This is a genomic window from Actinomadura sp. NTSP31, assembly GCF_041951385.1.
GTDB lineage: Bacteria > Actinomycetota > Actinomycetes > Streptosporangiales > Streptosporangiaceae > Spirillospora > Spirillospora napierensis.
On record NZ_JBGNUT010000042.1, the window covers coordinates 24,241 to 38,653 of the forward strand.

The 14,413-nt window shown below is 77.2% G+C and carries 16 protein-coding genes; 3 read left to right on the forward strand and 13 right to left on the reverse strand.

Translation table 11 applies throughout. The features are described from left to right. Nucleotides 1-48: 48 nt before the first annotated feature. Nucleotides 49-1,155: an ACP S-malonyltransferase gene (locus tag ACA514_RS43540; RefSeq protein ID WP_375047344.1), complete on the reverse strand. Its 1,107-nt coding sequence runs from the start codon at nucleotides 1,153-1,155 to the stop codon at nucleotides 49-51. A gap of 225 nt (nucleotides 1,156-1,380) precedes the next feature. On the opposite strand from ACA514_RS43540, the gene ACA514_RS43545 reads away from it, so the two are divergent. After that, complete coding sequence (locus tag ACA514_RS43545) at nucleotides 1,381-2,403, forward strand: 3-oxoacyl-ACP synthase III family protein (protein WP_375047345.1); 1,023 nt, start codon at nucleotides 1,381-1,383, stop codon at nucleotides 2,401-2,403. Between the two features lie 99 nt (nucleotides 2,404-2,502). Here the strand turns inward: ACA514_RS43545 and ACA514_RS43550 are convergent, their stop codons facing one another. Beyond that, complete coding sequence (locus ACA514_RS43550; protein ID WP_375047346.1) at nucleotides 2,503-2,955, reverse strand: DoxX family protein; 453 nt, start codon at nucleotides 2,953-2,955, stop codon at nucleotides 2,503-2,505. 115 nt (nucleotides 2,956-3,070) lie between these two features. Then, nucleotides 3,071-3,964, reverse strand: coding sequence for a LysR family transcriptional regulator (locus ACA514_RS43555; protein ID WP_375047347.1), 894 nt, complete (start codon nucleotides 3,962-3,964; stop codon nucleotides 3,071-3,073). A gap of 71 nt (nucleotides 3,965-4,035) precedes the next feature. Between ACA514_RS43555 and ACA514_RS43560 the strand changes: the two genes are divergently transcribed. Continuing rightward, nucleotides 4,036-4,797, forward strand: a complete 762-nt coding sequence (locus ACA514_RS43560) for an SDR family oxidoreductase (RefSeq protein WP_375047348.1) — start codon at nucleotides 4,036-4,038, stop codon at nucleotides 4,795-4,797. Between the two features lie 58 nt (nucleotides 4,798-4,855). Here the strand turns inward: ACA514_RS43560 and ACA514_RS43565 are convergent, their stop codons facing one another. The 8 genes from ACA514_RS43565 to ACA514_RS43600 form a co-directional block, all read right to left on the reverse strand. Beyond that, on the reverse strand, nucleotides 4,856-6,238 hold the full coding sequence (locus ACA514_RS43565; protein ID WP_375047349.1) for a hypothetical protein: 1,383 nt from the start codon (nucleotides 6,236-6,238) through the stop codon (nucleotides 4,856-4,858). Then, on the reverse strand, nucleotides 6,235-6,678 hold the full coding sequence (locus tag ACA514_RS43570) for a hypothetical protein (protein ID WP_375047350.1): 444 nt from the start codon (nucleotides 6,676-6,678) through the stop codon (nucleotides 6,235-6,237). The genes ACA514_RS43565 and ACA514_RS43570 overlap by 4 nt, the downstream gene beginning before the upstream one ends. Next, a complete protein-coding gene (locus ACA514_RS43575) occupies nucleotides 6,675-7,844 on the reverse strand; it encodes a molybdopterin-dependent oxidoreductase (RefSeq protein ID WP_375047351.1) in 1,170 nt (389 codons plus the stop codon). Before ACA514_RS43575 ends, ACA514_RS43570 begins: the two co-directional genes overlap by 4 nt. Beyond that, complete coding sequence (locus ACA514_RS43580; protein WP_375047352.1) at nucleotides 7,820-8,437, reverse strand: SAM-dependent methyltransferase; 618 nt, start codon at nucleotides 8,435-8,437, stop codon at nucleotides 7,820-7,822. The genes ACA514_RS43575 and ACA514_RS43580 overlap by 25 nt, the downstream gene beginning before the upstream one ends. Continuing rightward, a complete protein-coding gene (locus tag ACA514_RS43585; protein WP_375047353.1) occupies nucleotides 8,434-9,165 on the reverse strand; it encodes a TIGR04282 family arsenosugar biosynthesis glycosyltransferase in 732 nt (243 codons plus the stop codon). The genes ACA514_RS43580 and ACA514_RS43585 overlap by 4 nt, the downstream gene beginning before the upstream one ends. Next, nucleotides 9,162-9,827, reverse strand: coding sequence for a glycosyltransferase family 2 protein (locus ACA514_RS43590; protein WP_375047354.1), 666 nt, complete (start codon nucleotides 9,825-9,827; stop codon nucleotides 9,162-9,164). Before ACA514_RS43590 ends, ACA514_RS43585 begins: the two co-directional genes overlap by 4 nt. A gap of 37 nt (nucleotides 9,828-9,864) precedes the next feature. Then, a complete protein-coding gene (locus ACA514_RS43595; protein ID WP_375047355.1) occupies nucleotides 9,865-10,926 on the reverse strand; it encodes an NAD-dependent epimerase/dehydratase family protein in 1,062 nt (353 codons plus the stop codon). A 139-nt stretch (nucleotides 10,927-11,065) separates the two neighbouring features. Beyond that, on the reverse strand, nucleotides 11,066-12,118 hold the full coding sequence (locus tag ACA514_RS43600; RefSeq protein WP_375047356.1) for an aminotransferase class V-fold PLP-dependent enzyme: 1,053 nt from the start codon (nucleotides 12,116-12,118) through the stop codon (nucleotides 11,066-11,068). Between the two features lie 84 nt (nucleotides 12,119-12,202). On the opposite strand from ACA514_RS43600, the gene ACA514_RS43605 reads away from it, so the two are divergent. After that, complete coding sequence (locus tag ACA514_RS43605; protein WP_375047357.1) at nucleotides 12,203-13,108, forward strand: LysR family transcriptional regulator; 906 nt, start codon at nucleotides 12,203-12,205, stop codon at nucleotides 13,106-13,108. Nucleotides 13,109-13,129: 21 nt separating this feature from the next. Here the strand turns inward: ACA514_RS43605 and ACA514_RS43610 are convergent, their stop codons facing one another. Both ACA514_RS43610 and ACA514_RS43615 read right to left on the reverse strand, forming a co-directional pair. Next, nucleotides 13,130-13,918, reverse strand: a complete 789-nt coding sequence (locus tag ACA514_RS43610) for an IclR family transcriptional regulator (RefSeq protein WP_375047358.1) — start codon at nucleotides 13,916-13,918, stop codon at nucleotides 13,130-13,132. Further along, nucleotides 13,915-14,367 (reverse strand): cupin domain-containing protein, encoded by a 453-nt coding sequence (locus ACA514_RS43615; RefSeq protein WP_375047359.1) that lies wholly within the window; start codon nucleotides 14,365-14,367, stop codon nucleotides 13,915-13,917. Before ACA514_RS43615 ends, ACA514_RS43610 begins: the two co-directional genes overlap by 4 nt. Between the last annotated feature and the right edge of the window lie 46 nt (nucleotides 14,368-14,413).

Consider the following 14,413-nt stretch of genomic DNA (forward strand, 5'->3'; position numbering starts at 1 on the left):
CTCCTGTCGGGACGGAGTGGTCGGGGCCGGGAAGGCGGGCTCGCGGGTTCAGGCCTGCGGGTCGGGGGCGACGCCGGGCGCGGACTTGCCGACCGGCGACCCGTCGCCGGGGACGCCGGGGCCCGTCACGTCGGGCGCGGTCTCGGTGGTGCGGGGCCGCGGCACGCCGCGGCGCGGCCGGTCGCGCAGCGGCACCAGGAAGGTGTGCGCGTCCGGCACGCTGAGGCGGGCGCACTGGCACAGCGCGTTGCCGGCCCCCGCCTCGGCGAACACCGTCGCGCCGGCGGCGTGCACGGCCCGCAGCGTCTCCGGCAGCCGGACGGGTTTGACGATGCAGTCGGCCAGCGCCCGGTGCAGGTCGTCGTCGTCGCGGTAGGCGCGTCCGCGCACCGGGGAGTGCACCGGCACCTCCAGCGGCCGCTGCGGGAACGGGCGGATCATCGCGTACCACTCGTCGTCGGCGCCGGCCATCGCGGGATGGTGCGACAGGTAGGGCACGGCGAGCCGGACGGCGCGCACCCCGGCGCCGCGGGCGGCGTCCAGTACCGCCTCCAGCGGCGCGTCGGGGCCGGAGACGACGGTGACCGAGGGGGCGTTCAGGCACGCGACGACGACCTCGGGGGCGCCGGCGGCGCCGATGCAGGCGCGGGCGCCGTCCTCGCCGGCCTCCAGCAGCGCCATGCCGCCGCCGGCGCCGCGCCGGGACAGCACGTCGACGAGGCCGACGGCCATCCGGGCGCCGTCGGCGATGGCGAACACGCCCGCGCACACCATCGCGGCGATCTCCCCGAAGCTCTGCCCGACGGCGAAGCCGGGCTGCACGCCCATGGCGCGCAGCGCCCGGTCGACGGCGACGGAGGAGGCGTAGCCGGCGAGCTGGGCGACGCCGGGGGCGCGGGCCGCGGCGCGGTAGCCGGCGGGGTCCTCCAGCAGGATCGCGCGCATCGAGGGCCAGCCGTCCGGCAGGCCCTCCTGGACGGCGTCCAGGACGTCGGCGGCGGCGCGTGCGGCGGCGGGCCCGGAACGTGCCAGGGCGGGCAGGTCCGGCACGCCGGCCGAGCCGGTCCCGGCGAACAGGAACGCGCAGACGTCGTCGGGCTTGAGCTCCCCGGCGGGATCGAAGGGGCCGTCCGGCTGGAAAGAGGGATGGGACACGCGGGGTCTCCTTACCTGAAAGGAAGGATCTCTTTTCTATTCGGATAAAGGCCACTTAGCGGGGAGTTATGGAACACACATCCTGAAATGGGATTATTCACTTATGGAATCCGCCTGGCAACCGTCGGTGCACCGGAGAGGATCACCGGGCGGCCGGCCGGCGGCGCCGGGCCGGACCGGCCGACGACGACCACCGGCCTCACCGCCGGTTGGGGGGAGCGACGCATGACCTGGAGCGAGCAGCAGCCCGCGCACACCCGGTGGGCGATCCGCGGCACCGGCTCCCACCTGCCCGAACGGCGGGTCCCCAGCACCGAGGTGTCGCGCTCCCTCGGGCTGGAGCCCGGCTGGATCGAGCGGCGCACCGGCATCCGCAACCGGCACGTCGCCGCCCCCGGGCAGGCCGCCTCCGACCTCGCCGCCGCCGCCGCGCACGAGGCGCTGGACGCGGCCGGTCTGCGGCCCGCCGACATCGGGCTGATCGTGCTGGGCACCTCCACCCCCGATGAGCTGGGCCCCTCCACCGCCTGCCGCGTCCAGGCCCTGATCGGCGCCAGGGCCGCCGCGGCCTTCGACGTCGCCGCCGCCTGCAGCGGCTTCGTGTTCGGGCTGCAGGCCGCGCTCGGCTGGCTCGCCGCCCAGCGCGGCGCCGCCCCGTACGCGCTGGTCATCGGCGTCGAGGTGTACTCGCGGTTCCTCGACCCGGCCGACCGCGGCACCGCCGCGCTGTTCGGCGACGGCGCCGCCGCCGCGGTCGTCGGGCCCGTCCCCGCCCCCTACGGGATCGGGCCGGTCACGCTCGGCTCGGACGGCACCCGCGCCGGCGACGTGCTCATCCCCGCCGGCGGCGGCCGCCGTCCCGCCAGCCCCGCCACACTGGCCGATCTCGGCCACACCATCCACATGGACGGCCGCGCCGTCCGCGACTTCATCACCGCGATCCTCCCCCGGCTCGTCGCCGAGGCCTGCGAGGACGCCGCGGTCAAACCCGCCGACCTCGCCCTGGTGGTCCCGCACCAGCCCAACCCGCGGCTGGTGGCGTCCCTGGCCGGGCGCGTCGGCCTCGACCCCGCCCAGCTGATGATCGCCGGGGAGGACGTCGGCAACATCGGCGCCGCCAGCCTGCCCTACGCGCTGGACCGCGCCGTGCGCACCGGCCGCGTCCAAGGCGGCGACCTGGTGCTGCTCGCCGGGTTCGGCGCGGGCCTGACCTGGGCCCGCACCCTCATCACCTGGCCGGACGCCTGACACCGCGCCCGGCGCCGCGCCCGCCGAACGGCGGCGGAAGCGGTCGGGCCGCGCGGGCCTCGCCCCCGCCCCCCCCCCCCGACCGGGAGGGCGCCCGCTTCACCGGCGGGACCGGGCGGTCAGGGAGCGCAGCAGGTCGGCGGTCTCGGCGCGGCGGTCCCAGGCGATCACCGCGCACACCGCGGCCAGCGCGGCGGGGAACAGCGCCCACGCGGCGTCCAGCACCAGCAGGTGGGTGAGGACCGCGCCGGCCAGCAGGCCGATCAGCGCGGTCGCGGCGAACCCGGCCAGCCGCGGGACCACCAGGCCGATCGCGCCGGCGGCCTCGACGGTCCCGGTCAGGTACCGGAACCACTGGCCCCAGCCGATCCTGGTGAAGGTCTCGACCGCGTCGGCCTGCCCGGCGAACTTCGGCATCGCCGAGGCGAGGAGCAGGAACGCGGCGATGAGGATCTGCGCGGCCCACAGCGCCCGGCGCAGGACGCGGCGGCGGCGCTGGACGGTGCCGGTCGGGGCGGCGGCGGGGGCGGCGAGGATCTGGGTGACGGTCATGGCGGCGTCCTTCCGTGCGAGGTGCTCGTTTCGTGCCTTCACTGACGCGTCGCACGGGCCGGCGCCGGATCGACATCGCGCCGGACTTTTTCCCGGATTTTTCTCGCGGCCCTCGTCAGCCCAGGTCGGGGACGGCCTGAAGGGGGCGCGAGCACGCGTCCGGGCGGGCGTTGTGGCGGGCGGCGACCGCGGCGGTGACGCGGACGAACGCCGCCAGCGCCCGCGACCGGGACTGCTCGGGCCACGCCAGCACCAGCGTCGTCGGCGGCGCGTCGGGTACCGGCACCGCCGTCAGGTCCTCGCGCAGCAGCCGCCGGTACGAGCGCGGCAGCACCGCCACGATCCGGCCGAGCGCGATCAGTTGCATCACCTGGCCGCCGTCGGTCACCAGCGGGCCGTCGCCCTCGTCGGGCCGGTGCGGCAGCCGCGGCAGCACCTCGCCCGCCAGGTCGGCCATCGACACGCTGTCGCGTCCGGCCAGCCGGTGCGCGCGGGGCAGGACGACGTCCTGCGGCTCCACCATCAGTTCCTCGAAGGCCAGGCCGGTGAGGTCGGCGCGCGGCGCGTACAGCAGCGCGGCGTCGGCGGTCCCGTCGTCCAGCCGCTGGCGCGCCCCGTACCCGAACACCATCTCCACCGGCAGCGCGTCCGGCTCCCGCTCGTATTCGGCGAGCATCTCCGGCAGCAGCCCGCCGCCGTCCCCGCCCGGCTTCATCGCCAGCACCAGCCGCGCCCCGGACGGCCCGGCGCGGCGGGTGCGCCGCACCGCCGCCTGCACCGACGCCAGCGCCGCGCCGCCCTCGGCCAGCAGCGTCTCGCCGGCCGGGGTCAGCGTCACCCGGCGGCTGGTGCGCTCCAGCAGCCGGACGCCGAGCCGCCGCTCCAGCCGCGCGATCGCCCGCGACAGCGGCGGCTGCGCGATGCCGAGCCGCTCGGCGGCCCGCCCGAAGTGCAGCTCCCGCGCGACCTCCAGGAAGTAGGCCAGCTCCCGCGTCTCCACCAGATCCATACCTCCAGGGTATCGGTCGTGGCGCGATCGGTGTTGGAGTCCGGCGGGGGTGCGGTGATGGAGTCGGAGGCATGAGCGAACGAACCGTCAACGACAAGGTCGCCCTGGTCACCGGGGCGAACAAGGGCATCGGGCACGCCGTCGCGGCGGGGCTGGCCGCGCGCGGCATGACCGTCCTTCTGGCCGCCCGCAACCCCGATCTCGGCGAGAAGGCCGCCGCGGAGCTGCGCGACGCGGGGCACGACGTCCGGTTCGTCCGGCTGGACGTCACCGACGACGCGAGCGTGCGGGCCGCCGCCGACGCCGTGGCCGCCTCCCCGGGGCGGCTGGACGTGCTGGTCAACAACGCCGGCATCTCCGAGGGCCCCGGCGACCGGCCGGCCGACGCCGATCTGGACCACGTCCGGCGGGTGTTCGACACCAACGTGTTCGGCGTGATGCGGGTGACCAACGCGCTGCTGCCGCTGCTGCGCCGCTCCCCCGCCGGCCGGATCGTCAACGTCTCCAGCGGCACCGGGTCGCTGACCCACATGACCGACCCCGACCACTACTTCTGGAACCTCGGCGCCGTGGCGTCCTACCCGCAGTCCAAGGCCGCGCTGAACATGCTGACCGTCCAGTACGCCAAGCAGCTTCGCGACACCGGCATCCTGGTGAACGCCGTCGCCCCCGGGCCCTGCGCCACCGACTTCGCCATCGAGCACATCCGCGCGGGCCGCACGATCACCCGCACCGCCGAGGACGGCGCCGCCATCGCGATCCGGATGGCGACCTTGGAGGACGGCGGCCCCACCGGCGGGTTCTTCGACGACGACGGCCCCGTCCCCTGGTAGCGGAGGGCCGGCGGCGCGGGCGGGACCGGCCGCGCCCGGCGATGCCGCCGGGGCGTGATCACCAGGCCGACAGGACCAGGGCCTGGACGGTGAGGGCCGTGGCCGCCTGCGCCGCCAGCCAGCCGCGCGGCGACGCGCCGCGGACCGCGGCGGCCGCCACCAGCCAGGCGGCGAACGGCACCCAGATCCGCTCGACCTCCCCCTTGGTCACCCCGGACAGGTCCAGGACGGCCACGCCCACGAGTGCCGCGCCCGCCGTCACCGCCACCACCGCCGCGGGGGGCAGCGTCCGCGTGCGCGCCGCGCGCCACAGCGTGCCCGCGGCGCGGGGCAGCGCGTGGGCGACCGCCGGGCCCGTCAGCAGCCCCAGCACCGCCAGGTCGCCGAACAGGAAGTAGGCGTAGGACCGCTGCGCGGATCCGCGGCTGATCAGGTAGGTGTCCAGGGTGGCGCGGACGCCGTCGGGCCACCAGAAACCCAGCAGGGTGAACGCCGCCGGCACCACCGCCAGCCCCGCCCCGATCCCCGCCGGCACTCGGAGGCGGGGCCGCATCACCAGCAGCACCGCCAGCGGCACCGCGAACAGCGGCAGCAGCCCGTACGACAGGTACGGCAGGCCGCCCAGCAGCAGCCCGCCGGCGGCCGCGGCGGCGACCGCCGGGACGGGACGGCGGTCGCGGCGCGCCGCGACCGCCGTCAGCGCGGTCCCCCATGCGCCGACGGCCAGGAAGAACGCGTCCATCGCCGTCGCGATCCACAGCGCCAGCGGCGCCAGCACCAGGAACGGCACCGACGCCCGCGCCGCCCGCTCCCCCGCCGCGCACCGCAGCGTCACCGCGATCGCCACGACCGCCGACGTCCCCGACGCGATGACGAACGCCGCCGCCCACCCGGTGCCGGGCAGCCCCGCCTTCTCCAGCGCCCACAACGCCAGCGTCGGCAGCGGCGGATGCCCCCGCACGTGCGTGGTGTAGCCGCCGAGCCGTTCGGTGAAGGTGCGCAGCCACTCCAGCGGGTCGGGCCGCACCTGCGCCAGTCCCGCCGGGTACTCCGTCGGCGCGTTCAGCGGCCGGGCGAGGGCGTCCCACCCGTCGCCGACCGCGAGCGCGACCGTCCACAGCGCCGCGCCCGCCCACGCCAGCGGCATCAGCGTCCACCACCGCAGCCGCGCCGCCGCCCACGGCAGCGCCGCCACCAGGACCGCCGCGGCCGCGGCGGCCGGCGCCAGCCGCCACGTCAGCGGCCGATCCCGGGCCCGCGCGTGCAGCGGGGGCAGCAGGTCCTCGGTCTCCAGCCCGGCGCGCCGCAGGTACCAGCCGGCGGCGAACACCGCCGCGATCCCCGCCGCCCACACCGCCACGGCGATCCATCCCGGCCGGCTCCATCGCCGGGCATCGGTCCCGGCGGCGTCCGGGCGCGTCCGCGCGTCGGTGACCGTCACCTGTCCCCCTCCTTCTTGGTCCGGGGCGGTGCGGCGCGGTGGGCGATCACAGCGCGCGCCGCCGTGACCGCGACCGTCACGGCGGCGATGGCGCCGACGACGATCGCCAGGTTGCGGCCGTAGGGCAGCGGCAGCTGCGAGGGGACGTCCGGGCGGCGCCCGTATCCCAGGACGAGCGGGAGCGCGACCGCCGTCACGCACGCCGCCACGATCAGCGCGGCCCGCACCACCCGCCGGTGGGCGACGGGGATCCGGCCCGTCACCAGGCCCGCGACCAGGACGGCCGGGACCAGCACGCCGTCGTGCAGCACGGCCGCCCCGACGAACCAGGTCGCCCAGCCGCGGACCGGGACGTCCGCGACGATGCCGCGCAGCCCGAAGCCGATGAGCGCCAGCCCCGCCGCATACGGCAGGATGCGCATCACTTTGCGGGCCTTCATGTGACCACCAGCCGTCCGACCCACTTGGTCTGCATGACGCCGGGGCGGTTCGGTGCGATGAGACGGCACGGGTAGCCGTGGTCGAGATCCAGGGGCTCGCCGTTCACCCGCAGCGCCAGCAGCGTCAGCGGGTCGTGCCAGTGCTGCGGCCGCACCTGGGAGGTGCGGTACAGGCCGTAGCGTTCCAGCGATTCGACGCGGACGCCGGCGTCGTCGTCGACGCCGGCCATGCGCAGCAGGTCCCGCAGCCGCACGCCCTCCCAGGTCGCCTCGGCGCTCCAGCCCTCCACGCACGCGATCGGCAACCGCGCCGTGCGCATCGGCATCGCCTGCAGCTCGGCGAGCGACAGGGTCAGCTCGCGGCGGACGCGTCCGGTGACCTGCAGCCGCCACGCGGGGTCGCGGGCGAGCGCGGTGACGCCGGACGCCGCGGCGGACTTGTTGACCGGCAGGTCCTGCGACCCGATCCCGGGGCGGCGCGGCGCGAGGACCGCCAGCCGCGCCAGCGGGGAGAACGCCTCCCCGACCGTGGTGGCGACGACCACGCCGCTCGCCCCGAAGACCGTCAGCAGGAACGCGCGCCGCCCGAGGCCGTCCTGCGGGCGGGTCATCACCGTGCGGCGCGTCTTGGCCCACTCGTTGGCGATGTGGATCAGCAGCGCGCCGATGACGATGTAGGCGGTCCAGTAGTGCGCGGTGGTGAAGAAGAACCCGAACGCGTACCAGTAGCTGATGTTCAGCACTCCGGTGACCAGCTGGAACAGCGACCCGCCGACCAGGACGAACACCAGCAGCCGCTCGGTGGCGTGCAGGACGGAGCGGGCCGGCGGCCATTGCAGCAGCTTGGGGTAGACCGTCCACAGCTTGGCCAGCAGCAGCGGCACCGCCGCCAGTCCGGTCATGACGTGCAGGCCCTGGGTGACCCGGTACAGGTTCACCGGACGCGACGGCCAGGCCATCCAGCCCGCTGGGTGCTGCATGAAGTGGCTGACCAGCCCGGTCAGGAAGGCCACCAGGAAGCAGGCGCCGAGGGCGATGCCCAGCCAGGCGGCGACGCGCTCGTCGTGCAGGCGGCTGGTGAAGCGCCGCGGGAGGGTGGTCAGCACCGCCGGCGGTACCGGCCGCCGGAACGCGGGCCTGGTCAGGGGTGCAGCGCGGCGAACCATCGGCCGGCCTCCTCCCACAGTTCGGTGACGGTCGCCGCGCACGCGGCGGCCAGCGCGGCGGCGCCGTCGGCGGACACGTGCGCCCAGGGGAACCATTCGCCGACGGCGCCGCCCGAGCGCAGCCGCAGCGGCTCGGTCCGCGACCCCGCGCCCGGCGGGTCCACCTCCATCAGCACCCGCCCGCCGGGGCCCAGCAGGGCCAGGACGCGGCGCAGCAGCGCGGCGGGGTCGCCGCCGATGCCGATGTTGCCGTCGGCGAGCAGCACCGTGCGCCACCGGCCCGTGCCCGGCACCCGCCCGAACACGTCCCGGCACAGCGCCGGGCCGCCCGCGGCGATGGTCAGCGCGACCGCGCGGGGCGCCACGTCGATGCCCAGCACCGGGATCCCGCGCCGGCCCAGCGCCACCGTCAGCCGTCCGGGCCCCGACCCGACGTCGAGGGTGGCCCCCGCGCAGCGGTCCAGCAGGCCGGTGTCGCCGCCCCGCAGCGCCAGCCAGTCCCGCAGCGGCAGCGGGCGGCGGCGGCCGTCGGCGTGCTCGATCTCCACCGCCGCGCGGCCGCGCAGCGCCTCCTCGTACAGTTCGCCGATCATGCCGGGACGGTCCCCTCGACGGTCCGGGTCCCGACGGCCCTGGTGCCCAGGGCCCGCACCGCGGCGGCGAACCGGCCGCCGGGCGCCGCCGCGGCGACCGCCGCGGCGTCGGGCGGGGTGTCCACGTCGGTCAGCTCCGGCATCCGCGCCACCCGCAGCCCGGCGGCGCGCAGCCGGGCGAGCTGGAGCGTTCCGGTGTCGGGCCGCGACATCGGGACGCCCAGCAGCAGCCGCTCGTCGGGGCGGCGCAGCCCCAGCAGCCAGAAGCCGCCGTCGCTCGCCGGGCCGAACACCGCGTCGTGCGCGCGCAGGGCGCGGCCGGCGCGGGCCAGCAGCGCGGGCGTGACCTGCGGGGTGTCCATCCCGATCAGGACCAGCGGCCGGCCGCCTCCGGCACCGGCGTGGGCGTCGGCGAAGGCGTGCGCGAGCCGCTCGTCCAGGCCGCCGCCGCGCTGGGCGAGCACGGTGAACCCGCCCGGCAGCCACGGGCCGGGCGTCCCGGCGAGCGCCAGGACGCGGCGCGGCGCGGGCGTGGCGGCGACCGCCGCGAGGGTGTCGTGCAGGGCGGCCGCGGCGAGCGCGGCGGCCTCGGCGGGCGTGTAGGCGCTGGTCAGCCGGGTCTTCACCCGGCCGGGCACCGGCTGCTTGGCGATGACGAGCAGGTCGGCGTCGCCGCCGCCGAGGTCGCCGCCGGGGTCGCCGGGCGGCCGGTGCTGCGGGGCGCTCATGAGGAGACCTCCGCCAGGACGCGGCGCATGTCGCGGACGGCGCGGACCGTCCCGCCGACCGTCCCGGTCACCTTCGACCGGCCGGTGCGCGGCAGGTACGCCACGTCCAGCTCGCCGATCCGCCAGCCGGCGCGGGCGGCGCGCAGCACCATCTCCAGCGGGTAGCCGAACCGGCGGTCGGCCAGGTCGAGGGCGAGCAGGTCGGCGCGGCGCGCGGCGCGCATCGGGCCGAGGTCGTGCAGCCGGGTGCCGGCGCGCCGGTTCAGCGACCGGGCCAGCACGGCGTTGCCGAGCCGCGCGTGCGGCGGCCAGGCGCCGCGCGCCGCCGGGCGGCGCCGGCCCAGCACCAGCGCCGGTCCGCCGGCCTGGAGCCGGTCGAGTTCGGCGACCACGCGGGGCAGCTCCGCGGGGTCCATCGAGGCGTCGGCGTCCATGACGCACACGACCTCGGCGGTGGCGGCCAGCAGCCCGCGGTGGCAGGCGGCGCCGAACCCGCGGGTCGGGGCCGGCACCACCTCGGCGCCGTGGTCCGCGGCCACGCGCGCGGACCCGTCGGTGGAGGCGTTGTCGACCACCAGGGGCCGGAACCCGGCGGGCATCCGGGACAGCACCCACGGCAGTGCCTCGGCCTCGTTGAGGCACGGGAGAATCACGTCGATCACGGCTCTGACGCTACTTTCGGTGACGGGGCGGCGACCCTTACGAAGTGGTGACGGGCTGCCGGGCGGGTCCGGCTCCGTCCCGGGCGAACTCGGCGATGCCCTCGCCGAACGGCACGGACGGGCGGAACCCGAGCTCGCGGCGGGCGCGGTCGGGCCGGGCGACGATGTGGCGGACGTCGCCGAGGCGGTGACCGCCGGTGACGCGCGGCGCCGGGCCGCCGAACACGCCGGCCAGGGCGCCCGCCATGTCGCCGATGGTGCGGGGCTCGCCGCTGGCGATGTTGTAGGCGCGCAGGCCGCCGGGCGCGGGCGGGCCGGCGGCGAGGCGCTCCAGCGCGAGCACGTTGGCGCGGGCGACGTCGCGGACGTGCACGAAGTCGCGGCGCTGCGCGCCGTCCTCGAACACCAGCGGCGCCTCGCCGTTCATCAGCCGGGACCGGAAGATCGCGGCGACGCCCGCGTACGGGGTGTCGCGCGGCATCCGCGGCCCGTACACGTTGTGGTAGCGCAGCGCCGCGACCGACCCGCCGGTCGCGCGCGCCCACGACGCCGCCAGGTGCTCCTGGGCGAGCTTGGTGTCGGCGTAGGCGTTGCGGGGGTCCAGGGCGGCGTCCTCGGCGACGGCGCCGGGCGCGAGGGGGCGGCCGCAGTCGGGGCAGCCCGGTTCGTACCGTCCGTCCCGCAGTGCCTCTTCGGGGCGCGGCGCGGGGCGGACGGGGCCGTGCTCGCGGCAGGTGTAGGCGCCCTCCCCGTAGACGACCATGGAGGAGGCCAGCACCAGCGTCCCGACTCCGGCGCGGGCCATCTCGGCCAGCAGCACCGCGGTGCCGTGCACGTTCACCGACGCGTAGTCGGGCAGGTCGGAGACATCCACGCCGAGGCCGACCTTGGCGGCCTGATGGCAGACGGCGTCCGCGCCCTTGAGCCGGCGCGCGACGGCCGCGGCGTCGCGGACGTCGGCGGTGCCGGCCGCGCCGCCGGCGGGGGCGAGGCCGTCGGGCCGCAGGTCCAGGCCGCGGACCCGGTGGCCCGCGGCGGTGAGGGCCTCGGCGATGTGGGAACCGATGAAACCGGCCGACCCGGTCAGCAGTACGTCCATGCCGTCGAACGGTAGGGCGCGGCGGCGGCCCGGACCCGCGTGAAGGCGCCGGTCAAGGCACCTTGTTCGAGACTTGTAAGATCTGCGGACCTTCCGGGGGCCGCGGTCAAGGGACGGCCGGAGACCGGCCTCGGGGCGGTCAGGCGGCGACGCGGGCGGCCAGCAGCCCGGCGGCCTTGTCGACGTCGGCCTCGGTGGTGGACAGGTGGAACGCGCAGCGCAGCCGCCCGGCCCGCACCGAGGCGATCACGCCGCCCGCGCGCAGCAGGTCGGCGGTGCCGGCGGTGACGGGCACCGACACGATCGCCGAGTCGCCGGGCTCCAGCCCGAGGGCGGCCTGGAAGCGGCGCGCCAGCGCCACGTCGTGCTCGTGGATCGCCGCGACGCCGACCCGCTCGACCAGCTCCAGGGCGGGGGCGTGCCCGGCCCAGCACTGCCACGCCGGCGACAGGTCCAGGCGCCGCGCGTCGGAGGCCAGCCGCAGCGGCGTGCCGTAGATGGAGTCCCAGACGTCGGCGCCGGCGTACCAGCCCGCGCCGACCGGCGGGAGCGAGGCCAGCGCCTCCTCGGTGCCGGCGAGGAAGCAGGTGCCGCGCGGGCCGAGCAGCCACTTGTAGCCCGAGCACACCAGCCAGTCGACGCGGCCGGCGGGCAGCGGCAGCCAGCCGGCGGCCTGCGTGGCGTCCAGCAGGACGCGGGCGCCGCCGGCGTGCGCGGCGGCGATCAGCTCGTCCATGGGGGCGATGCGCCCGTCGGCCGACTGCACCGCCGACACCGCCACCAGGTCGGTTCCGGCGCCGGCGTGCTCGGCGATGCGCTCCAGCGGCACCTCCCGGACCTGCAGGTCGGGGCGGGCCAGGAACGGGAACAGCAGCGAGGTGAAGTCGCCCTCGGCGACCAGGACGCGGGCGCCGGCGGGCAGCGACGCCGCGACGAGCCCGACGAAGTAGGACGCCTGGGAGCCGGCGGCGACGCGGCTCGCGGGCAGCCCGAGCAGCCGCGCGAACGCCTCGCGGGAGCGGGTGACGGCCTCGTCGAGGTCGGCCGGCACCAGCAGCCCGGCCGCCCGGTCCCGCTCGGCCGCCAGCATCGCCTCGTGGGCGGCGCGCGGCGGCAGTCCGTAGGTGGCGGTGTTGAGGTAGGCGACGCCGGCGGTGAACTCCCGCTGCGCCTCCCGCACGGAAAGGGTCATGCCCTGATGGTCGTGCACCACCCCGCCATAGGACAAAGTACGGTTTTCTGGATGACCCATCAATCCTGTTGATACCTTGCGGTCATGCTGGACCTGCATCGCGGGCGGATCCTGCGGGAGGTCGCCCGGCTCGGCTCGATGACGGCCGCCGCGCGGTCGCTCGCCTACACCCAGCCGGCGGTGTCGCACCACATCGCGCGGCTGGAGGCCGAGGTCGGCACGCCGCTGGTGGTGCGGCACGGCCGCGGCGTCCGGCTCACCGAGGCGGGCCGGATCCTGGTCGAGCACGTCGAGGACGTCCTGGCCCGGATGGACGACGCCGAGGAGCGGATCGCCGCGGTCGCCGGGCTGCGCGCCGGCCGGGTGCGGATCGCGGTGTTCCCCACCGCGGCGGCGGCGCTGCTGCCCGCCGCCCTCGCCGGGCTGCGCGACCGCGCCCCCGGCGTCACCGTCACCCTGATGGACGCCGAACCGCCGCAGGCGCTGGCGGCGCTGCGGGCCGGCGAGGTCGACGTGGCGGTGGTGTTCAACCACGAGTACCTGCCGCCCGACACCGACGCGCGGTTCCGCGAGGCGGTGCTGTGCCAGGACCCGATCCGCATCGCGCTGCCCGCCGGGCATCGGCTGGCCGCCGGGCCCGTCCGGCTCGCGGACCTGGCGGAGGAGACGTGGGCGTCGGGCTGCGCGCGCTGCCGCGACCACCTGCGGTGGGCGTGCGGGCGCGCCGGGTTCGTGCCGCGGATCGCGTTCGCCACCGACGACCACGTCGCCGTCCAGCGGCTCGTCGCGCACGGGCTGGCGGTCACCGCGCTGCCGGGCCTGGCGCTCGGGCTGCACCGCGAACCGGGCGTGACCGTCCCGGCCGCGCCCGACCTCGGCAAGCGCCGCATCGCCGCGCTGGTGCCTGCCGGCCCCCGCCCGCCCGCGGTCGCCGCGCTGCTGGACGAGCTCGCCGCCGCGGGGGCCGCGGGCGGCGGTCAGGCCGCGTGACCGGCCGGGACAGGTGACCGGTCAGGACAGGTGGCGGTGCAGGGCGGTGAGGCGCGTCGCCGCCTTCAGCACCGCCTCGGCCAGCTCCGGCATCCGGTCGTCGCCGAACCGCACCGAGGGGCCCTGCAGCGCGACCGCCGCGAACGTGCGGCCCGCGCCGTCGCGGACCGGTGCCGCCACCGCGCGGACCCCGGCGAGGCGCTCCTCGTCGTTGACCGAGTAGCCGCGCTCGCGGGTCCGCGCCAGCTCGGCGGCCAGTTCGGTGCGCGTGGTGAGCGTGGAGGGGGTGAACCGCCGGTACGGCTCGCGCATCGCGACCTGGTCGTCCTCGAACGCCAGCAGCGCCTTGCCCATCGCGCAGGTGTGGATCGGGTTGCGGTCGCCGGGCGGCTGGTCGTAGCGCAGCGGGTGCGTGGAGGGCAGGTGCAGCAGCACCGCGACCTCGTCGCCCGCCCGCACGCCGAGGCTGACCGCCTCGCCGGTGCCGTCGCGCAGCGCGGTCAGCTCCGGCTGCAGCAGCGTGGAGCCCATCCGCTCCAGCGCCAGCCGCCCGAGGATCGCGGCGGTGGGGCCGAGGAAGTACCGCTCGGTCTGCGGGTCGCGGCCGAGCATGCCGGTGGCGTGCAGCGCGTGCACGATCCGGTGCGCGGTGCTCACCGACAGCCCGAGCCGGTGGGCGATCTCGGTGGGGGTCTGCCGGCCGGCGTCCTCGAAGGTGCGCAGCACCGCGACCGCCCGGTCGACCGTCTGCGTCCCCGGCTTGGGCCGGCGCCCGCCGGGTCCGCCGGGTTCCGCGGGCACCGCGCTCACCCGTCCTCCGGGCTCGGCGCCCACAGGCTCGGCAGGTTCACCACGATGCCCTCCTGGGTGCTGCGCGCGATCACCACGACCGCCTCCTCGTCCCCGGACGGGTTCTCCTCGCGGTGCGGGACGTAGGGCGGGACGAACACGTAGTCGCCGGGCCCGGTCTCGACCCGGACCTCCTGCTCGCCCTCGGCGAACACGAACACCGGGTGCCCCGACACCACGTAGATCGCCGTCTCGGCCTCGCCGTGGTGGTGGTCGCCGGAGCCGGTCGCGGGCGGCACGTGCGTGCGGCCCATCCACAGCCGCTCCGATCCCACGGTGGCGCCGGAGATCGCCTCGAACCGCCGCATCCCCGATGTCTGGGCGGTGTCGGAACGCAGCTCCGTGCCTCGGACACGCTCGATCCTGCCGTGCCAGGCCGCCGTTCCCCGCGCCTCGGTCTCGTCGGTCACGCGTCCCATCCTCGCACCGGCCCGGCGGCCGGGACGAGCGGGGGCG